Annotated in this window: 26 protein-coding genes and 1 tRNA gene; 12 read left to right on the top strand and 15 right to left on the bottom strand. The window is 63.0% G+C overall.

Features of this window, described 5'->3' with window-relative positions; genetic code table 11:
- The first annotated feature begins 3 nt into the window (after positions 1-3).
- Complete coding sequence (locus IV098_RS02625) at positions 4-753, top strand: hypothetical protein (protein ID WP_296886161.1); 750 nt, start codon at positions 4-6, stop codon at positions 751-753.
- A 194-nt stretch (positions 754-947) separates the two neighbouring features.
- On the opposite strand, the gene tsaD is transcribed toward IV098_RS02625, so the two are convergent.
- Entirely contained in the window at positions 948-1952 is a 1005-nt protein-coding gene (gene tsaD, locus IV098_RS02620; protein ID WP_296886324.1) for a tRNA (adenosine(37)-N6)-threonylcarbamoyltransferase complex transferase subunit TsaD, read from the bottom strand.
- 209 nt (positions 1953-2161) lie between these two features.
- On the opposite strand from tsaD, the gene IV098_RS02615 reads away from it, so the two are divergent.
- From IV098_RS02615 to IV098_RS02585, 7 genes are read left to right on the top strand one after another with little or no spacing between them, the layout of a single operon-like run.
- Positions 2162-3496 carry an NAD(P)/FAD-dependent oxidoreductase gene (locus tag IV098_RS02615; RefSeq protein WP_296886159.1) on the top strand — a complete coding sequence of 445 codons (1335 nt, stop codon included), beginning with the start codon at positions 2162-2164 and terminating at the stop codon, positions 3494-3496.
- A complete protein-coding gene (locus IV098_RS02610) occupies positions 3493-4524 on the top strand; it encodes a hypothetical protein (protein WP_296886157.1) in 1032 nt (343 codons plus the stop codon). The genes IV098_RS02615 and IV098_RS02610 overlap by 4 nt, the downstream gene beginning before the upstream one ends.
- The gene (locus tag IV098_RS02605) at positions 4521-5342 is read left to right on the top strand and encodes a 1-acyl-sn-glycerol-3-phosphate acyltransferase (protein WP_296886155.1); all 822 of its coding nucleotides are present in this window, start codon (positions 4521-4523) and stop codon (positions 5340-5342) included. Before IV098_RS02610 ends, IV098_RS02605 begins: the two co-directional genes overlap by 4 nt.
- Positions 5342-6109 (top strand): glycosyltransferase family 2 protein, encoded by a 768-nt coding sequence (locus IV098_RS02600; RefSeq protein ID WP_296886153.1) that lies wholly within the window; start codon positions 5342-5344, stop codon positions 6107-6109. Before IV098_RS02605 ends, IV098_RS02600 begins: the two co-directional genes overlap by 1 nt.
- A 4-nt stretch (positions 6110-6113) precedes the next feature.
- A complete protein-coding gene (locus IV098_RS02595) occupies positions 6114-6704 on the top strand; it encodes an acyloxyacyl hydrolase (RefSeq protein WP_296886151.1) in 591 nt (196 codons plus the stop codon).
- Positions 6661-7473, top strand: coding sequence for a class I SAM-dependent methyltransferase (locus IV098_RS02590; RefSeq protein ID WP_296886148.1), 813 nt, complete (start codon positions 6661-6663; stop codon positions 7471-7473). The genes IV098_RS02595 and IV098_RS02590 overlap by 44 nt, the downstream gene beginning before the upstream one ends.
- 52 nt (positions 7474-7525) lie before the next feature.
- Positions 7526-8374, top strand: a complete 849-nt coding sequence (locus IV098_RS02585; protein WP_296886146.1) for an endonuclease/exonuclease/phosphatase family protein — start codon at positions 7526-7528, stop codon at positions 8372-8374.
- 854 nt (positions 8375-9228) lie between these two features.
- On the opposite strand, the gene IV098_RS02580 is transcribed toward IV098_RS02585, so the two are convergent.
- From IV098_RS02580 to IV098_RS02545, 8 genes are all read right to left on the bottom strand, one after another.
- Positions 9229-10545 (bottom strand): cation:proton antiporter, encoded by a 1317-nt coding sequence (locus tag IV098_RS02580; RefSeq protein WP_296886144.1) that lies wholly within the window; start codon positions 10543-10545, stop codon positions 9229-9231.
- Complete coding sequence (gene fabG / locus IV098_RS02575) at positions 10542-11261, bottom strand: 3-oxoacyl-ACP reductase FabG (protein WP_296886142.1); 720 nt, start codon at positions 11259-11261, stop codon at positions 10542-10544. The genes IV098_RS02580 and fabG overlap by 4 nt, the downstream gene beginning before the upstream one ends.
- On the bottom strand, positions 11258-11707 hold the full coding sequence (locus IV098_RS02570) for a 3-hydroxylacyl-ACP dehydratase (RefSeq protein WP_296886140.1): 450 nt from the start codon (positions 11705-11707) through the stop codon (positions 11258-11260). The genes fabG and IV098_RS02570 overlap by 4 nt, the downstream gene beginning before the upstream one ends.
- Before the next feature lie 156 nt (positions 11708-11863).
- On the bottom strand, positions 11864-12229 hold the full coding sequence (locus IV098_RS02565) for an endonuclease domain-containing protein (RefSeq protein ID WP_296886138.1): 366 nt from the start codon (positions 12227-12229) through the stop codon (positions 11864-11866).
- A gap of 12 nt (positions 12230-12241) precedes the next feature.
- Positions 12242-13054: a beta-ketoacyl synthase chain length factor gene (locus tag IV098_RS02560; protein ID WP_296886136.1), complete on the bottom strand. Its 813-nt coding sequence runs from the start codon at positions 13052-13054 to the stop codon at positions 12242-12244.
- Positions 13051-14247, bottom strand: coding sequence for a beta-ketoacyl-[acyl-carrier-protein] synthase family protein (locus tag IV098_RS02555; RefSeq protein ID WP_296886134.1), 1197 nt, complete (start codon positions 14245-14247; stop codon positions 13051-13053). The genes IV098_RS02560 and IV098_RS02555 overlap by 4 nt, the downstream gene beginning before the upstream one ends.
- Before the next feature lie 36 nt (positions 14248-14283).
- Positions 14284-15714 carry an exodeoxyribonuclease I gene (gene sbcB / locus IV098_RS02550; protein ID WP_296886133.1) on the bottom strand — a complete coding sequence of 477 codons (1431 nt, stop codon included), beginning with the start codon at positions 15712-15714 and terminating at the stop codon, positions 14284-14286.
- A 15-nt stretch (positions 15715-15729) separates the two neighbouring features.
- Positions 15730-16470 (bottom strand): pteridine reductase, encoded by a 741-nt coding sequence (locus tag IV098_RS02545; protein ID WP_296886131.1) that lies wholly within the window; start codon positions 16468-16470, stop codon positions 15730-15732.
- Positions 16471-16557: 87 nt separating this feature from the next.
- Between IV098_RS02545 and IV098_RS02540 the strand changes: the two genes are divergently transcribed.
- The 4 genes from IV098_RS02540 (at position 16558) to IV098_RS02525 (ending at position 19778) form a co-directional block, all read left to right on the top strand.
- On the top strand, positions 16558-17721 hold the full coding sequence (locus IV098_RS02540) for an SAM-dependent methyltransferase (RefSeq protein ID WP_296886129.1): 1164 nt from the start codon (positions 16558-16560) through the stop codon (positions 17719-17721).
- A 377-nt stretch (positions 17722-18098) separates the two neighbouring features.
- A complete protein-coding gene (locus IV098_RS02535) occupies positions 18099-18416 on the top strand; it encodes a hypothetical protein (protein WP_296886127.1) in 318 nt (105 codons plus the stop codon).
- Positions 18417-18496: 80 nt separating this feature from the next.
- Positions 18497-19051, top strand: a complete 555-nt coding sequence (locus IV098_RS02530) for a hypothetical protein (protein ID WP_296886125.1) — start codon at positions 18497-18499, stop codon at positions 19049-19051.
- Positions 19052-19220: 169 nt separating this feature from the next.
- A complete protein-coding gene (locus IV098_RS02525; protein ID WP_296886123.1) occupies positions 19221-19778 on the top strand; it encodes a hypothetical protein in 558 nt (185 codons plus the stop codon).
- A gap of 368 nt (positions 19779-20146) precedes the next feature.
- Here the strand turns inward: IV098_RS02525 and IV098_RS02520 are convergent, their stop codons facing one another.
- The 6 genes from IV098_RS02520 to IV098_RS02495 form a co-directional block, all read right to left on the bottom strand.
- Complete coding sequence (locus IV098_RS02520) at positions 20147-21001, bottom strand: HlyC/CorC family transporter (RefSeq protein ID WP_296886121.1); 855 nt, start codon at positions 20999-21001, stop codon at positions 20147-20149.
- 9 nt (positions 21002-21010) lie between these two features.
- The gene (gene ybeY / locus IV098_RS02515; RefSeq protein WP_296886118.1) at positions 21011-21490 is read right to left on the bottom strand and encodes an rRNA maturation RNase YbeY; all 480 of its coding nucleotides are present in this window, start codon (positions 21488-21490) and stop codon (positions 21011-21013) included.
- A complete protein-coding gene (locus IV098_RS02510; RefSeq protein ID WP_296886116.1) occupies positions 21477-22457 on the bottom strand; it encodes a PhoH family protein in 981 nt (326 codons plus the stop codon). Before IV098_RS02510 ends, ybeY begins: the two co-directional genes overlap by 14 nt.
- Positions 22454-23797, bottom strand: a complete 1344-nt coding sequence (gene miaB, locus IV098_RS02505; RefSeq protein ID WP_296886323.1) for a tRNA (N6-isopentenyl adenosine(37)-C2)-methylthiotransferase MiaB — start codon at positions 23795-23797, stop codon at positions 22454-22456. The genes IV098_RS02510 and miaB overlap by 4 nt, the downstream gene beginning before the upstream one ends.
- Positions 23798-23860: 63 nt before the next feature.
- Positions 23861-23937: transfer RNA gene (locus IV098_RS02500), tRNA-Met, on the bottom strand.
- A 93-nt stretch (positions 23938-24030) separates the two neighbouring features.
- The gene (locus IV098_RS02495; RefSeq protein WP_296886114.1) at positions 24031-24585 is read right to left on the bottom strand and encodes a hypothetical protein; all 555 of its coding nucleotides are present in this window, start codon (positions 24583-24585) and stop codon (positions 24031-24033) included.
- Positions 24586-24606: the final 21 nt, after the last annotated feature.

The raw sequence follows: 24606 nt of genomic DNA, 5'->3' as shown, positions 1-24606 counted from the left end.
TTGATGGACAAGCAAACCAAATTTGAGGTGTGCATGGATGGTGGCGCGCCTACGCCGGAAAAAGCGCAGTGCAAGAAATTGCTGGATGTGGCAGTCAATGCAAAGATAAAAAAATTTAGGTGGTACCCGATTGAAGGTAGCTATTTCGGCCTTACTGGGCCGAGTTTCAGGATTTATATGCCTGTAGAAGACGAGCGAAGGTTGTTGTCTGGCGATAGCGGCAAAGCTCCCAGGATAGATATCCGCCCTGAAAGCCACGAAGTTCTTTTTTCGCGTTGGTTATCGATATCGATGGACAAATATTCATGTGTAGTGAACGAACCTGTGGGCGGAATGTTGCTGATAAAGCAAAACTGCTTTGATGTGTTTAAACAGCGGAAACATGAGCCTGTCGCTTCCTACTACGTGCCGCTGGAAGCCAACGGGGTAAAACTGCAAGGCTGCATAAAGACAGTAACCGATCCTGAAACCTCGTCAGTGTGGTCAGTGCAACGCCGAGCGATGATCGAAAACGGGACCTGCGGTTCGCCGGTTGCCTGGTTTGTCTGCGCAGAACCCCCGGGCGGCATCGCCAAGCAGCCTGACACCGGAAATGGGTGCAGCGTGCATGCAGAATTCCGCTCCAACTTTCATATCTCATACGCGATTCGGTATCGCCACCTCAAGGACTGGAAATCGATCCACGAGGATGTGTTGCAGCAACTCAATACCCTGATAACCATCAATGAAAGAGATGAGAAGCATGGCCAGTGAACCCCTCATTCTGGCAGCCGTGAATCAAAGGGGCCGGGCAAGTTATTCCTCATCTCGTTTCCCATTCGGGTTCTTTCTCCCTTGCGTGTCGTCGGGTTGATTCGATTTACCGGCCAGGAACAATCCGGGGGCGGGTCAAGCCATGTAGCACAACCTTAAAATCCCCGCAGCCTTGGTGCCGGGAAAACACAGCATTACACCGCCTCCAGCGTCGCCAGATCCCAGCGCGGCTTGACCGCAAACGTCAGTTCCGGCGCGGCGTGCGCCATCCTTTGCGCGCCGGCGAACGCGATCATTGCGCCGTTGTCGGTGCAAAACTCCATGCGCGGGTAAAACACCGCAATGCCGCGTGCTGCGGCTTCGCGGGTGAGCCGTTCGCGCAGCTGCGTATTGGCGCCGACGCCGCCCGCCACCACCAGCCGCCGGGCGTGGCTGTGCTTGCAGGCGGCGAGGCTTTTGGTCACCAGCACGTCCACTGCGGCGTCCTGAAACGCCGCCGCGATGTCGGGCGCGGCGACAACACCGGCTTTTTTCACCAGGGTCAGCACGGCCGTTTTCAAGCCGGAAAAGCTGAAATCGAAATCGCCGGAATGCAGCATCGGCCGCGGCAGGGTAAAGCGGCTGGCATCGCCGCTGGCGGCCAGCTTCGACAAGGCGGGGCCGCCGGGATAGCCCAGGCCAAGCAGCTGCGCGGTCTTGTCGAACGCCTCGCCCGCCGCGTCGTCCAGCGTTTCGCCGAGCAGGGTGTAGCGGCCGACGCCTTCCACCAGCATCAACTGGGTATGGCCGCCCGACACCAGCAGGGCGACGAAGGGGAATTCGGGCGGCTTGTCGGAGATCAGCGGCGACAGCATGTGGCCTTCGAGGTGATGCACGCCGACCGCCGGAATGTCCAGTGCATACGCCAGCGCGCGCGCCATGCCGGCGCCCACCAGCAGGGCGCCAGCCAGCCCCGGACCCTGGGTGTAGGCGATGCCGTCGAGGTCGGCGAGGCTGCAGCCGCTCTCGGCCAGAATCTGCCGCGTCAGCGGCAATACGCGCCGGATATGGTCGCGCGAGGCCAGTTCCGGCACCACGCCGCCGTAGTCGTTGTGCATGGCGATCTGCGAATACAGGGCGTGCGCCAGCAGGCCACGCGTACTGTCGTACAGCGCGACACCGGTTTCGTCACAGGAAGATTCAACACCCAGCACCAGCATGGTTGGCGACGCTCGCAAAAAACAGCCCGCATGATAGCGCGGGCCTCCCGGGTGCCCAATCGACCCGCCGTGGAATCGGGCCGCGGCGGGATTCACATGGTGCGGAATTTCCATACCGGCAACAGGGCGGGTTTGGGTAAAATCCGGCTGTTGTCCAGTATTTTCAGATCACGCTTTTCGCAGTGCTGTATCCATTCAAGGAAAGTCTCATGCCGCACGAAACCCTGCCTCAATCGGCCGACCATCAATGCGACGTGCTGGTGATCGGCGGCGGCCCCGCCGGTTCCACCGCCGCCACGCGGCTAGCCGAAATGGGCCACCGCGTCACCCTGCTGGAAAAGGCGCATCACCCCCGCTTCCACATCGGCGAATCGCTGCTGCCGGCGAACATGCCGCTGCTCGACCAGTTGGGCGTGCGCAGCGAGGTGGAGGCCATCGGCATGCAGAAATGGGGGGCGGAATTCATTTCGCCCTGGCACGATCACCGGCAAACCTTCGAGTTCGCCGACGCCTGGGACAAGAGCATGCCGAGCGCCTTCCAGGTGCGGCGGTCCGAGTTCGATGAAATCCTGATCCGCAATGCCGGTCGCAAAGGTGCGGAAGTCATCGAGGGCTGCCGGGTACGCGAAGTGGAATTCCTGCCGGACCACGCTGGCGCCCTGGTGCATGCGGAACACGACGACGGCCGCAGCGAAACTTGGCACTGCCGCTTTCTGGTCGACGCCTCCGGGCGCGACACCTTTCTCGGCAACCGCCTGAAGGCCAAGCAGCGCAACCCCAAACACAACAGCTCGGCACTGTATGCCCACTTCACCGGTGCGCAGCGCAACTGCGGCAAGAAGGAAGGCCACATCAGCATTTTCTGGTTCGAGCACGGCTGGCTCTGGTTCATTCCGCTGGCCGACGGCACCACCAGTATCGGCGTGGTGACCTGGCCGCATCGCATGAAAATGCGCAAGACCTCGGTCAAGGAATTCTTCCTCGAACAGATCGCGCTGTGCCCGGCCATGGCAATGCGTTTGAAGGATGCGCAGCTGGTGTCCGAAGTGGAAGCCACCGGCAACTTCTCCTACAGCTGCGACCACAGCCACGGCGACCGCTACCTTCTGCTGGGCGACGCCTATGCTTTCGTCGACCCGGTGTTTTCCTCCGGCGTGATGCTGGCGATGAAAAGCGGGTTTGAGGGCGCCGACGCGATCGACACCTGCCTGCGCCAGCCACAAAAATCGGCCGCCGCGCTCAAACGCTTCGACAAGGTGATGAAGCACGGGCCGAAGGAGTTTTCCTGGTTCATCTACCGCGTCACCAACCCCACCATGCGCGACCTGTTCATGGGTCCGAGCAACAGGTTCCGGGTGCAGGAAGCCCTGCTGTCGGTGCTGGCGGGCGACATTTACGGCAAGACGCCGATCTGGGGTTCGCTGCGCATCCTCAAGGCGATTTATTACCTCGCCTCGCTCGCCAACCTGAAGCGCACGCTGCTGGCCTGGAAGAACCGCAAGTTCAATATCCGTTACGTGGAAGAGCCGGAGGGCATGGCTTGATCGCACTGGACGCCCTGCTCGGCCTCAGCCTGCTGCCTGCGTCAGCGCTGGCCTGTCTGCCCGAGCAGGAAGACCTGCTGGGCGGCGCCTGCTTTTCACATCCGGCAACGGGAACTGCCGCGGGCGATCTGCCGCTGCTCGCGGTGGACATGCCGCTGCTGAACGGCGAGACCGCGCTGTGCGAAGTCTGGCACAGCCCCGGCCCGATGCAGTCCGGCCGCCAGGGCGCGATCCGCTATCGCGAGAACGACAGCCTGCTGTTCGGCTGCCTGAGTCTGGCCGAGACCAGCCCGGACGCGCGCCCGCCGCTGCAGCTCAGCGCCGAAGCGGCTTACCAGTCGATCTTTGAACTGCTCGAAGCGCGCGGCTTTGGCGCGGTACTGCGCTTCTGGAATTACTTCCCGGCGATCAACCAGGAAAGCCACCAGATCGAGCGCTACCGCCAGTTCAACATCGGCCGCCAGGATGCCTTCCTCGCCCATGGCCGCACGGTGATCGGCAATGTGCCGGCCGCCTGCGCACTGGGCACTGTCAGCGGCGGCCTGCACGTCGCGTTTCTGGCGACGCGCGCCGACGTGATCGGCATCGAGAACCCGCGCCAGCTCGCCGCCTATCACTACCCCAGCCAGTACGGCCCGCGCAGCCCGACGTTTTCGCGCGCAGGCCTGGTGCGGCTGGGCGGGCAAGCCATGCTGTTCATCTCCGGTACCGCCAGCATCGTCGGCCACCAAACCCTGCATGGCGGCGACGTGGCGGCGCAAACACGCGAATGCCTGCACAACATCGCGGCGATTGTGGGCGAGGCGAACCGGCTGGCGCCCGATGCCGGTTTCCGCCTCGACCGGCTGGCGTACAAAGTCTACGTGCGTCATCCGGCCGACCTTGCCGCCGTGCGTGCGGCCATGGCGGAACACATCGCCGCGCCGCTGACTGCGGTGTTCCTGCAGGCCGATGTCTGCCGCGCCGACCTGCTGGTCGAGATCGAGGCCTCGGGCGGCCACGCCATCGCGGACGGGGCCGGCGCATGAGCCGTGCGTCAGGCACGCTGCAGCGCAAGCTGCACGCGTTGTACGAAATCTGCGCGCTGTGGTTCGGGCTGATCCTGCTCGGCATCATCACGCTCGGCTGGTCGTCGCTGTCGGTGCCGCTGTATTACATTCTGCCCAAGCGCTGGGCGGTCCCGCTCGGGCGCTGGGGCATCACCACTGGGTTTCGCTTCTACCTCGGCGCGCTCAGCCGGATCGGCGCCTGCCGTTTCGACTTCAGCGCGCTCGATGCGCTGCGCGACCAGGGCCCGCTCATCGTCGCCCCCAACCATCCCTGCCTGCTCGACGCGGTGATGGTGATTTCGCGCCTGCCCAACCTCGCCTGCATCATGAAGGCCGACATCGTCGACAACGTCTTTCTCGGCGCCGGCGCCCGCATGGCCGGCTACATCCGCAACGACGCGCAGCTCTCCATGATCAAGCAAGCCGTGGCCGAACTCAGAAACGGCAGCCAGCTGCTGCTGTTCCCGGAAGGCACCCGCACCACGCGCTGGCCGGTCAATGAATGCAAAGGCACCACGGCGCTGATTGCCGGACGTGCCAACGTACCGATCCAGACCGTGTTCATCGAAACCAGCTCGCCCTATCTCAGCAAAGGCTGGCCGCTGTTCAAGCGCCCGGTCATGCCGATCACCTACCATTTCCGCCTCGGCCGCCGCTTCGATCCGCCGGCCCGGGCCGGCGCATTCACCGCCGAACTCGAACGCTACTTCATCGACGCATTGCGCGACGCCCCGCGCTTTTTGCCGGCCGACGCGCCCGATGCCCCCGCGCTCCACCCTCACCGTCACGCCGGATGATGTCTGAGCCCACTGCGTCGGCCAGCCATCTGGTGCTGATTCCCAGCTACAACCCCGGCGCGCAGGTGTACGCCACCGTGCGCGCCGCACGCGCACACTGGCAGCCGGTGTGGGTGGTGGTGGACGGCAGCAGCGACGGCACCGCCGCCGGACTGCAGGACATGGCGGCCAGCGACCCCGGCCTGCGGGTATGGGTGCTGCCCGCAAACGGCGGCAAGGGCGCCGCGGTATTGCACGGCCTGGATCAAGCCGCGGCCGAGGGCTACACCCACGCGCTGACGATGGACTCCGATGGCCAGCATCCGGCCGATCTGATTCCGGCCTTCATGGCCGCCTCGCAGCAGCAGCCCGCCGCGATGATTCTCGGCAAGCCGGTATTCGATGCCGATGCGCCCGCGCTACGGGTGCAGGGCCGCAAGATTTCCAACTGCTGGGCCAACCTGGAAACCCTGTGGGCCGGCATCGGCGATTCGCTGTACGGCTTTCGCGTCTACCCGATCGAACCGCTGCGCCAGGTCATGCGCGGCCAGCGCTGGATGCGCCGCTTCGATTTCGATCCCGAGGCCGTGGTGCGCCTGTGCTGGCGCGGCGTGCGCCCGATCAACCTCGACGCGCCGGTGAAATACCTGCGCGCCGACGAGGGCGGCGTCTCCCATTTCAACTACCTGCGCGACAACACCCTGCTCACCTGGATGCATCTCCGGCTGGTGCTGGGCTTTGTGTTGCGCTTGCCGCTGCTGCTGGTGCGGCGGTTTTTTCACGGCTGACACCATGACCCGCTTCTATCTGCCCGCACTGCTGTTGGGTCTGCTCGCCGCCCCGCCCGCCGTGCGCGCCGACGACCATCCCGCCGACCACTGGGAAGTCGCGGTGGAAGTGGGTTATCTGGAAAAGGTGCGGGACAACTCCCCGCTCGACTACGTCATCGTGCCGGTGCAGATCGCCTGGCGCTCGCCGGCGGCGTTCGACCTGTGGCAAAGCGACAGCGGCGCGCGCCTGCGGGTGCGCAACCGCATCGCGGTCATTCTGGAGACCTATCTGGAAGGCGCCGAAGACTACTACTTTGCGTTTGCCGGCGCGCCCAGCTTCGAGCTGTGGAATGCGGCCGCGACCGACGCACTGTTTTTCGAAATCGGCGGCGGTTTCGGCCTCACCAATGCAAACGGCACCCCCGGCGGGCAAGGCCAGGACTTCACCGTCAACTGGTTCAGCCAGCTTGGTGCGCGTCACCAGCTCGACAAGCAGCAGGCGCTCACGGCCGCCGCCTATTTCACCCACCATTCCAACCTCGGCATGACCGACCCCAACCCAGGCATCGATGTACTCGGCATCAACCTCGGCTGGGTCTGGCAGCTCGACTGAACCCGGTTATCCAAAGGAGTCCATCATCGCCCGCGCCCCGCACCCGCCCCTCACCGCCTATTACGCCAGCGAAAACGAACGGCGCAGTTTCGTCGGCAAGCTGTTCGACCGCACCGCGTCCGACTACGACCGCATCGACCGCCTGCTCGCGCTCGGCAGCGGCCCCTGGTATCGCAACCAGGCGCTGCGGCGTGCAGGCCTCGCCACCGGCATGCGCGTCGTCGATATCGGCATCGGCACCGGACTGGTCGCGCGCGAAGCGGTGAAACTGGTGGGTGACCCCACCCTGGTGATCGGCGTCGACCCCAGCGTCGGCATGATGTCGCAGGCGCAGCTGCCCGGCGTCAAACTCATCGAAGGGCGCGCCGAAGCCATCCCCTTTCCCGATGCCAGTTTCGACTTCCTCAGCATGGGCTACGCACTGCGCCACATCAGCGACATCGACGCCGCCTTCCGCGAATTCCACCGCGTCCTCAAACCCGGTGGCCGCCTCTGCCTGCTCGAAATCACCAAGCCCGAACGCGCCTGGAGCCGGACGCTGCTCAAAGGCTACATGCGCGGCGTGGTGCCGGTGCTGGCGCGCCTGACCGGCTGCAGCGCCGAATCGGCCAAACTGTGGCGCTACTACTGGGACACCATCGAAGCCTGCGTGCCGCCGGCCGCGGTGATCGACACCCTGGTCGAGGCTGGATTCACCGGTGCTAAACGGCATGTCGAAACCGGCGCACTGTCGATCCTGGCGGAGTATCAGGCGGTGAAGGCAGGCTGAATTGCCTGCCGGCTGGCCTATCCTGAAACAGTCATCACTCAGGGGACAAGCCATGAAGTTACTCAGCTGGAACATCCAATGGGGTCGCGGGATGGACGGGCGAGTGGACCTTGCGCGCACCCTGCGCACCCTTCATCAACTGGGTGATTTCGACGTCATCTGCCTGCAGGAAGTCGCGGTCAACTTCCCTGGCCTACCCGGCAGCCACGGCGAGAATCAGGTCGCCATCCTCTCCGCCGGTCTGCCCGGCTACACCCCGGTCTACGGCCCGGCTACCGACGTGCCGGACGGCCACGGTGGCCGCAGCCAGTTCGGCAACGCCATTTTTTCCCGCCTGCCGGTCGGCCAGGTGTGGCGACACCTGCTGCCCTGGCCCGTCGACCCGACCGTGCCCAGCATGCAGCGGATACTGGTCGAAGCCGTAGTGAGCACAGACCTCGGCCCACTACGGGTGATGACCACGCATCTCGAGTACTACTCGGCCATCCAGCGCGAGGCGCAGATCGACGCCATTCGCCGTCTGCATGCCGAAGCCTGCGCCCTGTCGGGAAGGCCACCGTTGATTGAAGAACAGGGCGGCAGCTTCGAAGTGCTTCCGCGCCCGACGCAAGCGCTACTGTGCGGCGACATGAATTTTCCCGCCCACGCATCCGAGCGCGCGCAGATGCTCGCCCCGTTTGAAGCGGGCGTGCCCACATTCCAGGATGCCTGGTCGGTGCTGCATCCGGGTCAGGTTCATGCGCCCACGGTGGGCATCCATCCAGTGGATTTCGTCAAGCAGCCGGAGTGCTTTGATTTTGTGTTTGTGACTGAGGGGCTGGCGGGACGGCTGTCAGCGCATGGGATCGATGCGGGGACGGAGGCTTCGGATCATCAGCCGGTTTGGGTGGAGCTGGGGTGATGACGGACCGTTGGCCGGGGGTAGCCCGGCGGCTAGTCACTTTCTTTTGGTTTCGCCAAAAGAAAGTAACCAAAGAAAAGGCGACCCCGCTCATCCCCGAAACCCCGGAAATCGAGCCCGCCAGGTGGGCGTCAAAGAACTCGCCCCGCTTTTGCAATGCTGATTGATTTTTGTGAGCGGGGCTCAAACACCTTTGCCGCTGACCCACCAGGCAGTCTCGATTTCCGGCGGGGCTGAGAGGGGCTGAAGGCAAAACCAAAGCGGTGGTGACTGAGCGGTTCGAGTGCTTGTGTTGTGATGCACATCCGGCGCATTTCGCCAGTCCAGGAAAATAACTAACGCCGGTTAATGTCCTGATGGCAAGAGGATTTCCCATACTCGCTCCATCTTCACAAGTAGCAGGAGCCGACATGAAATGGGTAGCCATAGCAGAAATATTTCGAGAATTTCGAATTCTCCTTATGTACATTCAAGACGACCGTTTCTACGCCTTGTTGTTTTGCGTCTGCTTGCTTGTTCTTGTATCAAGGTTGATTAAGCATGGCTAAATGCCCGCCTTTATACGAGCCGCCATAAAGTTGAAACTCAAAATCATCGCCGCCCTGGTTTTGACCTTCTCCCCCTCTCAGCCCCGCCGGAAATTGAGTCTGTCGGGTGGATCAGCGGCAAAGGTGTTTGAGCCCCGCTCACAAAAATCAATCAAGCATTACAAAAGCGGGGCGAGTTCTTTGACGCCCACCCGGCAGGCTCGATTTCCGGGGTTTCGGGGATGTCGGGGTGCGTTTTCTTTGGTTACTTTCTTTGTCGCATTGACAAAGAAAGTGACTAGCCGCCGGGCTACCCCCGGCCAATGGTCAATGCCGCCCCGCCACTGCCACCCCCATCCCCGGCAACCACCGCCTTAACCCCGGCGTCGTGATCACCGTACTGAAAATCGCCATCAGCACCAGCATGGTGAACACCTGCTGCGAAATCACGCCAAGGTCGAAGCCGACGTTGATGACGATCAGTTCCATCAGCGCACGGGTATTCATCATGATGCCGATCACCTTGCCTTCATGATGTGACATGCCGACCCAGCGCGCGGCGAGGTAGCTGGCGCCGAATTTCCCCAGCGTGGCCAGCAGGATCAGCAGCCCGCACCAACCCCAGGCTTCCATCGAATCGAGGCTGCCGATGTGGGTGCGCAGGCCGGTGTAGGTAAAAAAGATGGGCAGAAAAAACACCATGACGAAATGGCCGATGCGTTCCTTCCAGGCTTCGATCAGTTCGTGTTCGTCGTGCAGGATGACGCCCATCATGAAGCCACCGAAGATGGCAAAGATGCCGAGCTGGTAGGTGGTCATCGCCGAGATGAAGATGCCCGCGAGCACGATGCCGAGCATGTTGTGGGTGAGCTTGCCACGCCCGGATTTTTCGCCGATCGGGGCGGGACTGGTCTGGGTGAGGTGGATCACGCGCTTCATCAGCGGCCGCACCGCGAACCACCAGACGAGGAAAAACGTGCCCACCAGCGCCACCTTGAGGGCGAAGGCGGCGGCGCTGAATTCGGCCAGGGTGAGCGCGGTGACCAGCGCGAGCAACAGCCAGCCGACGACGTCGTTGATGGCGGCGGAACTGATCGCGATGACGCCGATGGGCAGACGGGTGAGCTTGAACTCGATCATGATCCGCCCGAGGATCGGCAGCGCGGTGATGGAGAAGGCGGTGGCGATGAACAGCGCCGAAGCGAGGCGATCGACGCCGGGCGACAGCAGCGGCGCGGTGAACCAGCCGAAGCCGAAGCCCAGCGCAAACGGCGCGATCATGCTGGCGCTGGCAATGGCGGTGACGGCGCGGCGGTTGTGGCGTTCGGTCAGGTGGGCGAAATCGAATTCGAGGCCGATCTGGAACATCAGCAGGATCAGGCCGAGTTGCGACAACATCTGCATCGGCGCCGGCGGCGTCGAGTGGAATACATATTGAAAAAGATCGGGCGCGAGCAGGCCGAACAGCGACGGCCCCAGCAGGATGCCGACGATGATCTCGCCCACCGCGGGCGACTGCCCGACGCGCTGCGCCAGCACGCCGCCGAGGCGGCCGGCCAGCACGATCAGCGTCAACTGCAGCAGGGTGAAGAACAGCAGGGCTTCGGTCTGGTGGACCGCGAGGGTATGGGCGGGCGCGCTCAAATCATGCCTCCGTTCACGGAAATGATCTGACCGCTGAGGTAGTTCGCCTGCTCCGAGGCGAGAAAGCTCACCACGCTGGCCACTTCTTCCGGCGTGCCCGCGCGCTTCATCGGCACCATGGATTCGATGGCCTGCTTGTCGAATACGCCGTCGATCATGCCGGTTTGAATAATTCCGGGCGCGACGGCGTTGACCGTGATCCCGCGGCTGGCGAGCTCCAGCGACAGCGATTTGGTGGCGGCATGCAACGCGCCCTTGGCCGCCGAATAATTGACCTGACCGCGGTTGCCGGTGAGGCCGGCGATGGAGGTGATGTTGATGATGCGCCCCCAGCGGCTGCGGATCATCGCCATCGTCAACGGCTGGGTGACGTTGAAGAAACCGTTGAGCGAGACGTCGAGCACGCTGTGCCACTGCGCTGCGCTCATGCCGGGAAAGACCGCATCGTCGTGGATGCCGGCGTTGTTCACCAACACCTGGATCGGTGCGTCGGCAACCAGCGCTTCGAGTGCGGCGCGGCTGGCGTCGGCATCGGTAACGTCGAAGGCGAGCGCCTCGGCCTGCCCGCCGTCGGCACGGATGGCCGCGACCAGCGCCTCGGCCTTCGCCGCATTCCGGTTGGCGTGAACGTAGACAAAATAGCCGTCGGCGGCCAGCCGCCGGCAGATCGCCGCGCCGATACCGCCGCTGCCGCCGGTAACCAGCGCGCGCTTCATGTTGAACTCCCTGTTTTAGTCGCGTCCAGCACGACAATGGCGCGACCGCCGAGCAGCAAATCCGGCCCGGCATACACGCTGAACCTGTACAGAATCGTATTGTCGTCGCCCGACTCGCGTACCGCCTCCACCCGCAGATCGGCGGCGATGTCGTCCAGCCGCGCCACCTTCAATTCGACTGCGCGCACGCTGGCCAGATAGCCCGCGCGCGGCGCGCTGTCGGCTGCGGCCAGCAAGGCACCGTGCGCCGCCATCGCCTGCGCGGCGTATTCGATGCCGCACGCTGCGCCGAGGCGGCCGTGCGCGCGCAGCGGATTGTCGAGCGCGCGGTGACTGCTGGCGCTGCACTGGATGTGCTGCGCATCCCAGTTGTCGACGCGGTCGAGCAGGCACATGCTGCCTTGGTGCGGGATATGGGCGAGCAGCCAGTTGTGGTCTGGGGTCATGGGAAAAATCCCCCCTGCCCCCCTTTTTCAAAGGGGGGTATTGCTGCTTGCGTCAGTGCTGTTTTATCAAAAGAGGAAGCCATCTTTTGCATACTGGCTCTGTATGGCCGAGCGTGCTGTTGTCCCCCCCTTTGAAAAAGGGGGGCTAGGGGGGATTCAAGTTTCACGTCGCGCTCTCACCATCTCATCAATCACACTCAGCACAGCTTCGGTTTCCAGCAACACCTGCCGATTATCAAACCGCAGCACACGCAAACCCAGACCAGCCAAAGCGACATCACGCGTCTGATCTTTGGCCAGATGCACAGATTCCGCATGCTGGCTGCCGTCAAGCTCAACAACCAGCTTCGCCGCCGGGCAATAAAAATCCACGATATAGGCAAGCAAGGGTTTCTGCCGATAAAACTGCACGCCGTGTATCTGCTTGCGGCGGATGCGATGCCACAACATTTGCTCAGCATCGGTCATGCTGGTCCTGAGCGAACGCGCAGACGCTTTCAGGGTCCTGCGGTACGGCTCCATCCAGTCCCCTATTCAAATAGGTTCGATCGTTAATGCCAAACTGAGCGGCGCCAGATAATCCAGCACCACCCGGCACGTTTCCCTGCGCGCCACTGCCTGCAACAGCGGCAAGCCACGCGCGGCGGGAATAGCGCGGCGCAAAGCTTCGAGTGCAGGATCGGCCAGCGTGTCGGGAGCGGCGTCACCCAGTTCAAGTTCAATCTGCGCCAGCGACTGCGCGCTACGCACTGGCATCAGCGCCAGCGCGATGCCGAATGCCGCCGGCAGCGGCCGCTTGGCGTGCAGCGGCTCGGGATAGGGCATGTCGTAGGCGATCAGCAGGGTGCCACCGCGCTCGAATCCCAGCGAGCCATCGACCGCAACCTGGGTCAGCGCCTCCAGCAGACCGGCGCCGAAGCTGGCGTCGTGCGCGCACAGCACGGTGGCGGGCGTCATTGCGCCGGAGGCGATGCCCCAGTAGCCGGCTGGGGCGTTGTGCACCGAGTTGTGGAAGCGCGTCGGCGAAATGCTGCGGTCGTCGGAGGCCAGCGTCTTGCAGATCGCGTCGCAGTTGTCGTTGTCGGCGCCCGAGGAGGTGAACACGGTGGCCAGTTGTCTGGCATCGAGCTGCCCGGCGGCGATGGCATCAAACGCCACCGCCAGCGCCACCTTGATCGCGAGTCCGGTGCGGCGGCGCTCGGCAGGCGGCAGCGATTGCGGTGCAGCCACGGCCAGCGGGCGCGCTTCGTACGCCGCATGGCCCGCCAGGATGGGCTGCGCGGCAGGCCAGCTGTCGAGCCCGGGGCCGATCAGGCCGATGCCGTCGAGGTAAGCGGTCAGCCTCATCCTGCGCGCCCCAGGATCAGGCTGCAGTTGGTGCCGCCGAAGCCGAACGAATTGCTCAGCACCCGCCGCGGTACGCTGTCGCGGTTGGCCGTCAGGTACTGGATCGGAATGGCCGGGTCGAGCTGCTGCGTATTCACCCCGCCCGGCAAAAAACCCTGCTGCAACGCCAGCGCGCTGATGATCGCCTCCAGCCCGCCTGCCGCGCCCAGCGTGTGGCCGGTGGCGCCCTTGGTCGAGCTGCACGGCACGCGGTCGCCGAACAGCGCCGCGACGGCCTGGCCTTCGGCGGCATCGTTGCTGGGGGTGGCAGTGCCGTGCAGATTTAGATAATCGATATCGGCCGCCTGCAAACCTGCTGTTTTCAGCGCCGCTTCCATCGCCATCCTGGCGCCCAGGCCTTCGGGATGCGGCGACGACATGTGGTGGGCATCGCTGGTTTCGCCCACGCCGAGCAGCAGCACGGCATCGGCCGGCAGCTGCGCAGTCGGGCGTTCGAGCAGGATGAACGCGGCCGCCTCGCCGATCGACAAGCCCTGGCGATGAACGTCGTAGGGCCGGCACGGCTCGGACGAGAGCAGCTCGAGCGAATTGAAGCCGTACAAGGTAGTGAGGCACAGCGAATCCACGCCGCCGACGATGGCCGCATCGATGAGGCCAGCGGCCAGCATGCGCGCCGCCGAAGCGAACACCTTGGCGGAGGACGAACACGCGGTGGACACCACCATGGCCGGGCCTTCGAGCTGGAACGCGGTGCGGACGAAATTCGCCACCGAGTAGGTGTTGTGCGTGGTGCGGTAAATGAAATCGTCCGGCAGCGCGCCGCTCGCCGGATCGCGGCGGCGATACGCCTGCTCGGTTTGCAGGATGCCCGACGTGCTGGTGCCGAGAAACACGCCGACCCGCCGCCGGCCATGGCGCGCGATGGCCGCTTCGACCGCATCGCTGAAGCCGTCCTGCTGCAGCCCCAGCCAGGCCAGGCGGTTGTTGCGGCAGTCATGTTCGGCGAGCGATGCGGGCAGTTCGACGGCGTCGACCCCGGACACTTCGCCGACGTGGGTCGCCAGATCGTGCACCGTCTCGAACTGGCAGGGCTGCAAGCCGCTGCGCTGCAGGCGCAAGGCGGCCAGGGTGGCGGCATTGCCGTAGCCCAGGCAGCTGGTGGCGGTGAAATGGGAGAGGTGAACGGGGGTCACGAAGCAGTCTGTCAGGGCGAAATTGCGCGGCGGATTTTAACCGACGCGGGCGGGCGCAATGGCCTCGGCGTATTCGTAGAGCGCGCCCAGGATGGCCTCGCCGCGCGCGTCGGCCGTTTCCGCCAGGGTATCGATTTCGTTGAACAGGGCTTCCAGCGTGCGTGCACCGCCGGCGCCGTCGAACAGCCACGCGGCGCAATGCGCCTGCCACTGCTGCGCCTCGGCCGGGCTCAGCGAGGCCGGGAAATTGCGCGCGCGGTAGCGGAACAGCAATTCGTTCAGGCGCGGGTCGGCGAACGCGGGTTGCGCCGCAGCCAGTTGCGCCGGCGTCAGGCCGCGCAGGCGGGTCAGCACGCCACGGTCGGCATTGCCGACGAAGCCGCCGTAGAGGTCGGCGTCGACATCGGCGGCGGCCTGCGGCGCGCGCTCGAACACCGCCTGCCAGACGGCGCGCATGTCCGGCGCCGCCCCACAGGCAAGAGAATGGCGCTGCACCGCCGCCATGTCGACGCCCCACTGCTCAGCGCGCTCCGGGCTCAGGGTGTTGAGCTTGTTGATCACCACCGGCGACTTGTTGAGGTGAATGGTCTTGACCGGCAGGCGGCTGACGCCTTCTGGCAGGGCATCGGTCTTGGTGAACATGCGCAGGCGGATGGCGTCGGCGTCGAGCGCGAACAGCTCGCCGGGGTCGTGCGCCAGATCCCACACGATGATCTCGTTCTTGTTGGTGGGGTGCTGCGCCAGCGGCCACGCCACCATCAGGCAGCCGCGCTCGACCGGCACCTGCCCGGTGATGTGCAGGAACGGACGCGGCGCGTTGAGGCCGACCTGCTCGGCGGCCTGCTCCTTCTTGCGCAGGTCCAGGCAAAAATCGAACAGGCGCGGATTGTTCTGGCGGATCAGACGCGCCAGCGCGACCGTGGCGCGCACGTCGGACAGCGCATCGTGCGCGGCTTCGTGCGCCAGGCCATTGGCCGCGCTCAGCAGTTCGAGCCGGAAGCTCACCCGCCCCTGTTCGTTGGTCGGCCAGACGATGCCGTCCGGCCGCAGCGCGTAGGCAGTGCGCACCAGATCGAGAATATCCCAGCGCCCGCAATCGTCTTTCCATTCGCGCGCATAGGGATCGATCAGATTGCGCCAGAACAGGAAGCGGGTGAACTCGTCGTCGAAGCGAATGGTGTTGTAGCCGACGCCGACGGTGCCGGGCTGGCTGAACGCCTGCTCGATGTCGCGCGCGAACTGGTGCTCGGGCACCCCTTGCTCCAGGCACTGCTGCGGGGTGATGCCGGTGATCAGGCAGGATTGCGGGTCGGGCAGGTAATCCGGCGCGGGCTGACAATACTGCATCAGCGGCGCGCCGATTTCATTCAGCTCGGCGTCGGTGCGGATCGCGGCGAACTGCGCCGGGCGATCACTGCGCGCGCTGATGCCGAAGGTTTCGTAGTCATGCCAGAGAAAGCTGCGCATAGGGGGCAACAGCGCTCAGAGCTTGGCGCTGCGTCCGCCATCGACCGCCAGGATCTGGCCGGTGACGAAATGCGTATCCATCGCGAAAAAGCGCACCGCCAGCGCGATATCGTGCGGGTCGCCGGCACGCTTCAGCATGGTGTGCGAGATGATGCGCTGGCGCGACACCTCGTCGAAATTGGCATCGTCTTCCGGCCACATGATCGGCCCTGGGGCGATACCGTTGACGCGCACTTCGGGCGCCAATTCGCGCGCCAGCGATTTGGTGAGCCCCACCAGACCGGCCTTGGCGATGGAATAGACGACGTAGCTTTTCATCGGCCGGTCGGCGTGGATATCGGTGATGTTGATGATGCAGCCGCGGCGTTTTTTCAGCTCGGGCGCGGCGGCCTGCGATAGGAACAGCGGTGCCTTGAGGTTGCTTCCCATTAAATCAACCCAGTCCTTTTCCTCGATGCTGCCGACCGGCGTGGGATAAAAACTCGACGCGTTGTTGAGCAGCACGTCGAGCCCGCCGAAGGTCACCACCGTCTGCTTGACCAGCGCCGGCAGGCCGCCGATATCGAGCAGGTCGGCCTGGATTAGCGCGACCGAGTTTTCGCGCACCGCGTTCAGTTCGTCCTGTAGCGCGCGCGCCTCGGTCGCCGAATTACGGTAGTGGATCATCAGGTTGGCGCCCGCCGCATGCAACAACCGCGCCGCCGCCGCGCCCACCCGTTTGGCACCGCCGGTAATCAACACTACTTTGCCTTGCATCGGGATTCGCCTTTATAGTCGCCGGGTTAGGAATGGATCGACCGGATCGTCCGGCCACCCCGCATTATCCCTGAACTCATCCGCCGCATGCTGCCCTCCCCCGCTCCCGATGCGCTTGCCCACAGCCAGCGCGTAACCGCTCACCTGCAGGCATTGATCCGCGAGGCCGGCGGCTGGCTCCCGTTCGCCCGCTTCATGGAAGCCGCGCTCTACGCGCCGGGCCTCGGCTATTACGCGGCAGGCGCGATGAAGTTCGGCGCGGCGGGCGATTTCGTCACCGCGCCGGAACTCACCCCGCTGTTCGGCCGCACCCTGGCGCACGCAATTGCGCCGGTGCTGGCCAACTCCCCTGAAGGGGACAAGCCCCGCGGCGACATCCTGGAACTCGGCGCCGGCAGCGGCAAGCTGGCGCTCGACGTGCTGGGCGAACTGGAACGCCTGGACGCCCTGCCCGCGCGCTACGCCATCCTCGAAGTGAGCGCCGACCTGCGCGCCCGCCAGCAGGCGCGCATCGCGCAGGAACGGCCCGATCTCGCCCGCCGCGTGGTCTGGCTGGACACACTGCCGGCCGCGTTCGAAGGCGTCATCCTCGGCAACGAAGTATTCGACGCACTGCCGGTGGACGTGGTGCACTGGACGACCAGCGGGCCGCAAGCGCACGGCGTGGTCGAGCAAGGCGAAGGCTTCGCGTGGCAGGACCGTCCCATCGACGACCCCGCGCTGCGCGCCCGCGCCGCAGCCCTCGATCTGGCGCCCGGCTACCTGAGCGAAATCAGCCTCGCCGCCGACCACCTGATCGCCGCCCTCGCCCACAGTTTGCAGCGCGGCCTGATCCTACTGATCGATTATGGCTTCAGCGCCGCCGAGTACTACCACCCGCAACGCCACATGGGCACGCTGCGCGCGCACTACCGCCATCACGCGCTGGACGATCCGTTTTATCTGCCGGGGCTGTGCGACCTCACCGCGCACGTCGACTTCAGCGCGCTGGCGCGGGCAGGGACGGAGGCCGGTCTGGACCTGTCCGGTTACGCCAGCCAGGCGAATTTCCTGCTCAACGCCGGCCTCACCGAATTGCTGATGCAGACCCCGCCGACCGACGCCGCCGCCTTTCTGCCGCAGAGCAATGCCGTGCAGCGACTGGTTTCACCCGCCGAAATGGGCGATTTGTTCAAGGTGATTGCGCTGACGAAGGGCGCGCTTCCGCAACTCACAGGGTTTGCGCGCGGCGACCGCCGGCACACGTTGTAAGAAAAAAACCGGGTTACTGCCTGGCGAATCACCTCACCCTGCTCGGGCGTTTGGGTGCTTGATTTGGTCTTGAGACATCGGCTGCTCATGACCCCGAGGCGCTCGGGGTTTGCTTATCGAACTGCCGTTGATGCTGTGAAAGCGGCCCATTCAAAATCCCGTCTCTGACTTCCCGTCGATATTTGAGCCGCTTAATCAGGTGCATAATCCATCAGCCACCGATCTCTTTTGTTTATAACGTAATGCAGAGACCGGACACTGAAAATATTGATAATAATCATCAAAATAAAACACTATGACGGCTGTCTCCATATTAATAAATGTCCGGTCCCATGGGTCTCTCCAATAACTGTTATGCATCTTATGGAGTATCACTAATGCTGTTTAATCAAGAGAACTATCTTCAAATCAAACAAGCCTGTGAAAGCAAGCGTGAAATCGAGTTTATTGCCCCCATTGAAATTACCGCATTTTCCGCTGAGAGCGCTCCTCGGGAATGGACGGCTTACCCTCCGTGCATACTGCCCCCACAGGGCTATGCTCAAGTTTTTGTTCAAGCAGGCTCCGATGCGAGGGGAGCATTAATAAAGCTGGAGTTAGTAGTTCATCTTGATGGTGGTCGCATCCTATACAAAGCACAGAGCAAAGACCAAGTTGCACTGAAAGTCACTTGGCCCGCGCCGTTAAATGCATAACTTTGCGCTCAACCCGACTGCGCGAAAAGCCGCGCAGTCGGGTTGGCTCCACGTTAGGCCCCACAAGGATTACCGCATCAATGTCAACAGCCGATCAAATTGCAGTCATCGCGGCAGCTATTGCCCTTGGTTCGGCAGTCGTTTCTGTTCTAGCCATTTATGTCCCGTGGAGAAATACGCATGACTCCGAAGTCTTCAAAGAAGCGGTCTTGGCGCTGGAAAGGGCCTACCGGTCATTGATGAGCGAGGCAAGTTCGAATGACAGGCCTGAAGCCGATCGACTCAACTGGCTTACCTCGGCAAGGCACATCGAGTCCTACAAGTCGTTGCGCAATTCGCTCAAGACAAGGCTGTATAGCCGTCTATGCCAACAACACGAGGAGCATTGGCGCCACGAGTTCTACCTAAGACTCTTGAAGGATCGCATTTACCAAGTGGCGTACTTCGAGAAAGGCCCAATCGAGCCAAGATCCGCAATCGTGATCTATGGGTTTGCAGCTTGGCCCAACAAGAAACAGGATCCCATCGACTTACTTGACCTTGAAGCACTATTTCAGGAGTCCGAGTTGCTGAAGGGAAACTATGGGCTACAGCAGTACTTGGCCAAGTTTCCGCAATTTGGTGGTGAGGCCTAACCCTTCATTCGAGAGGATATGTCCCGGCAAGCCGGGTCATGCTTCTCTTCTCAAACGTTGGGCGTCGGGAGCATAGGCCGTGGACGTTTGCTACTTTCTTGTTCAACGCCTTTCGTTCGTTAGGCAGCTGTACACCAACAGCGCCGAGCCGTTCGTGGAGCGAAAGCGAATGATTGAGGCTGAAGAAGAACCCTACGTTCCGCCATACAGCGAAGACGAAGAACCCGCGTTTCTCACCCAGTGGCTTGAAGCCGAAGAGTCTCTTCAGGTTCTAGGCCATGCATGCGTATCCATGCTCTCCGCCTCGTTTCACCTGTACTTCAAGACATGGGAACGCCAGTTCAATGTTCCAGCTGGAGACAAATACAAATCTGATTTCAAGCGAGGCTGGTTCAATGGGTACAAGGCCTACTTTCTCGGTGAATTCCGCGTCGCGTTCGAAGATAGCCAATGCAATCTCGGCCTACTTGAAGAGCTTGTTCTGGCTCGCAATCGTGTACAGCACCCAGAGTCGATAACGAGCCAAAGTACCTACTATTCGGAAGATGATCTCAAGAAATTACAGAGCCCGTTTTTCATCGACAATCGAGACTTTGAACTGTTCAACGAACAGGAAGAAAGCGAACGGGGCTGGCTTATGCCTCCAGCGATCCATGTCACTCCAGAGAAATTTCTCGCGGCGGTCTCAGAAGTCGCCCGATTTGCCGAGTGGCTTGAGAAGCCCTGAGTCATGGCCCCTGCGAAGCTGACGCCAACCCTTCACAGACACGGCACAGACACGCAGACATGCGCAGACATGTGCGCAGACATGGCAGACATGGGGTCAGGTCTTGCCTTTTGCCTCAAGAGACAAGCTCTCTCTTATCACGACTACTAGGAACGGCACGCTGGCACGTCAATTAAAAGATGATATTGCATCTATTAATATGATCGGTGCAGCCTTTGCGGAAACAAAGATGTGATCACATCTTTTTTGCCCGATCGATTGCTCATTGCATCGCTATAGATCACGCCACAAAGCCGAGCAATCCATCGCGCAAAAAGAAAGCGGCTCCACTTTCGCGAGCCGCTTCAGACAACACCTTCTTCAAAGCTCTAAACCAGCGGCAGCTGGGCGTCCTCATGCTGCGGCAGGCGGGTTACCCGCACGGCATACAGGCGGCGGCTGTCGGCGCGCAGCACGCTGAAGCTGAATCCGGCGAACCTGACCGATTCGCCGCGCTTGGGCAGATGGCCGAAGCGCGAGACGACGAGGCCGCCGATGGTGTCGAATTCTTCGTCGGAAAACTGTGCGCCGAGGGTCTGGTTGAAGTCGGCGATTTCGGTGGAGGCCTTGACGCGGAACACGCCGTCGAGTTCGCGGATGATGTTGTCCTCGGTCTCGTCGAAGTCGTATTCGTCTTCGATGTCACCCACGATTTGCTCCAGCACGTCCTCGATGGTGACGATGCCGGCGACGCCGCCGTATTCGTTGACCACAATCGCGATGTGATTGCGATTGGAGCGGAATTCCTTCAGCAGCACGTTGAGGCGTTTGGATTCGGGGATGAACACGGCGGGCCGCAGCATGCCGCGGATATCGGAATCGTCTTCGGCGTAGTGCCGCAGCAAATCTTTGGCCAGCAGGATGCCGATGATGTCGTCACGGTCCTTGTCGATGACGGGAAAACGCGAGTGCGCGGTTTCGATCACATGCGGGATGAACACTTCGGGCGCGTCGTTGATGTCGATGACGTCCATCTGCGCGCGCGGAATCATGATTTCGCCGACGCGCATTTCGGATACCTGCAGCACGCCTTCGATCATCGCCAGCGCGTCGGCGTCCATCAAACTGTTTTCGTAGGCGCCATGCAGCAGTTCGATCAACTGCTCACGGTCTTCGGGCTCACGCATCAGCCAGTGGGAAATGCGTTCGAGCAAGCTCGGCTTGTGGCTACTGTCGGGCTCCATTTTTTTGCGTCAGGTAGATAAATAGGGATTGGGGATATGAAACCGTTTCAGTATAACGGCTTCGCGTGACTCCATGATTTCAGCCCCGACGGGGTCGATGTGGTCGTAGCCCTGCAGGTGCAGCACGCCGTGAACCGTCATGTGCGCGTAATGGGCTTGCAGGGACTTGCCCTGTTCGCGTGCCTCGCGCTCGACCACCGGGGCGCAGATCACCACGTCGCCGCCGAGCACTGCCTGGCCGGACTCGTCCTGGCCGATTTCGCCGTATTCGAAGGTCAGCACGTTGGGGACGTAGGTCTTGTCGCGGTAATCCTGATTGAGCGCCTGCGCTTCGTCGGCATCGACGATGCGCACGGTGACTTCGGCCGGATGTTCGAGCGCGGCGGCGACCCAGCGGCGCACCTGCGCGCGGCTGGGCAGACTGTCCGCCGCGCTGGCGAACTGTACCGACAAATTAAGCCTGGGCAGACTGAATTCAGACCTTGCCACGCGCTTCCGTTTCCGCGCGGCGCGCGGCATAGGCGTCGACGATGCGGCCGACCAGCGGGTGGCGCACGACGTCTTCCGAGAGGAAATGGGTGAAGGCCAGCCCGCGCACGCCGGACAGGATTTCAGCGGCATCCATCAGGCCGGATTTGACGTGCTTGGGCAGGTCGATCTGGGTCGGGTCGCCGGTCACCACCGCACGCGCGCCAAAGCCGATTCGCGTCAGGAACATCTGCATCTGCTCGGGCGTGGTGTTTTGCGCTTCGTCGAGAATGATGAAGGCGTGGTTGAGCGTGCGGCCGCGCATGAAGGCGAGCGGCGCGACCTCGATCGCGTGGCGCTCGATCAGCCGCGTCACCTTGTCGAAACCCATCAGGTCGTACAGCGCGTCGTACAGCGGGCGCAGGTAGGGGTCGACTTTTTGCGTGAGGTCGCCCGGCAGGAAACCGAGGCGCTCGCCGGCTTCCACCGCCGGGCGCGTCAGCACCAGCCGCTTGACCTGTTCGCGCTCCAGCGCGTCGACCGCGCAGGCCACCGCCAGATAGGTCTTGCCGGTGCCGGCCGGGCCGATGCCGAAGGTGATGTCGTGGTTGCGGATCTGCTCGATGTATTCGCCCTGGCGCGGGGTGCGTGCGCGCAGGTCGGCGCGCCGGGTGCGCAGCGCCGGGCCGGCTTCTTCCGCGCCTAGTTCGCCGAGGCTGCGCGCGCGCGTGAGTTCGACCAGGCCGAGCTGGATGTCGTCGAGCGAGAGTTCGTCGTGCGCGCGGTTGTAGAAATACTCGATCGCCTGCCCGGCTTTTTCGGCCTGCGCGGTGTCGCCGCCGAAACGGAAGCTGGCGCCGCGCCGGCTGATGGTGACGTCGAACGCGGCCTCGACCTGGCGCAAGTTCTCGTCCATCGGGCCGCACAGATTGGCGAGGCGGCGGTTGTCTTCCGGCGCCAGTCGCAGTTCGACGCTATCGGTTTTCAAGCGGCGGCGCTCTCGGTGGTGACGATCTCGCCGCGCAGGCTGTGCGGCAGGGCCTGGGTGACGGTGACGTCGACGAACTGGCCGATCAGGCGCGGCTGCCCGGCGAAATTGACGATGCGGTTGTTGTCGGTGCGGCCGGCCAGTTCGGCGGCATTCTTGCGCGCGTGGCCTTCGACCAGCACGCGCTGCACGGTGCCGACCATGGACTGATTGACGACCTGCGCCTGCGCCTCGATCTGCGCCTGCAGCTTCATCAACCGCTGCGTTTTCAGTTCGGCCGGCACGTCGTCCGGGTAATCCGCCGCCGGCGTGCCGGGACGCTTGCTGTAGATGAAGGAGAAGCTGGCGTCGAAATCGAGATCGACGATGAGCTTCATGGTCGCCTCGAAATCGGTCTCGGTCTCGCCGGGAAAACCGATGATGAAATCCGAGGACAGGCACAGGTCGGGGCGCTGTTCACGGAGCTTGCGAACGATGGATTTGAATTCCAGTACGGTGTAGCCGCGCTTCATCGCTGCCAGCACGCGGTCGGAACCCGACTGCACGGGTAAATGAAGGTGCGACACCAGCTTGGGCAAGGTGCCGTAGCAGTCGATCAGCCGCTGCGTCATTTCGCGCGGATGGCTGGTGGTGTAACGGATGCGTTCGATGCCGGGAATCTCGTTCACCATTTCCAGCAGGTAGGCGAAATCGGCGGTGCCGCCTTCGTCCAGTGCGCCCTGATAGGCGTTGACGTTCTGCCCCAGCAGGGTGACTTCCTTGATGCCGCGCGCGGCCAGATCTGCGACCTCGGCAATGACGTCGTCGAACGGGCGCGACACTTCCTCGCCGCGGGTGTAGGGCACGACGCAGAAGGTGCAGTATTTGGAACAGCCTTCCATGATCGAGACGAATGCCGATGCGCCTTCGATGCGCGCAGGCGGCAGGTGGTCGAATTTCTCGATTTCGGGAAAGCTGATGTCGACCTGGGCGCGGCCGGTCTCACGCTTCTTTGCGATCAGCTCGGGCAGGCGGTGCAGGGTCTGCGGGCCGAACACCACGTCGACGAAAGGCGCGCGCGCGACGATGGCCGCGCCTTCCTGCGAAGCCACGCAGCCGCCGACGCCGATGATAAGATTGGGGTTGGCCTGCTTCAGGTGGCGCACCCGGCCGAGGTCGTGGAACACTTTTTCCTGCGCTTTTTCGCGCACCGAGCAGGTGTTGAACAGGATCACGTCGGCGTCGTCCGGCGTATCGGTTTTCACCAGACCTTCGGACAGGTTGAGCACGTCGGCCATCTTGTCCGAGTCGTACTCGTTCATCTGGCAGCCGAAGGTTTTGATGTAGATTTTTTTCATCAGGGAGTGCCGGGACAGTGAATAGACTGGGGGCAAAGACTGCCGCCAAAGCAGCAGTGAGGAATGTGGTGGTGATGAGTGGACTTGAACCACCGACCCCCGGATTATGAATCCGATGCTCTAACCGACTGAGCTACATCACCTTTTTCGTAAAGCGCCCAAACCACAGGACGCCGAAAAGCCGCGCATTTTAGCCGATGCCCGGCGCGGCTGTCAAAAGGCTTGCCGCGCTTGATTTACTGGGGCCGCAGCTTGGCCAGCTCATCGAGCACGCTGATCACCAGTTCGCGCCCCAGCCCGCCCATGCCGGCGATCAACTGTTCGGTATCGCGCTCGCCGTTGACCAGCCGCCGCATGCGGCCGCCCAGCAAGGCCATGTCGCCGCCGGCCCGCACCATCTGCTCGGCCATGTTCGCCAGCACCGCCATGGCCTGCGCGTCGCCGCGCGCCGAAGCGTCGATCAGCGAGGCCAGGCCCGGCGCGGCGCTGCTGCCGTCGGGCTGGGCGTTCAGCGGTGGCAGGGTGGCCGGGTTGTCGATTCCGAGCAGGATGGCGTCGATCAGAATCGTGTCTTCGTCGTCCAGCCCCAGCTTGATCGACGGATCGCGGCGGCCGTTGATGACATGACGAATTGCGCCGACCAGGTGCGGCCAGCCTGCCTGCTCGGCGGCTTCGAGCTGCTTCATCAAGTCGGGCAGCTGGCTGCGGTCGCGCAGGGCATTGACTACGGCATGGATGAAGCCTGCGTGTACGCGCAGAACCTGTTCGACGGCGGTAGGGAGTTGAGCCATGACGGTAATCGGTAAGCAGTA

Source organism: Thiobacillus sp., assembly GCF_018780105.1.
Classification (GTDB): Bacteria; Pseudomonadota; Gammaproteobacteria; order Burkholderiales; family Thiobacillaceae; genus Thiobacillus.
This window is presented reverse-complemented; position numbering and strand designations above follow the sequence as displayed.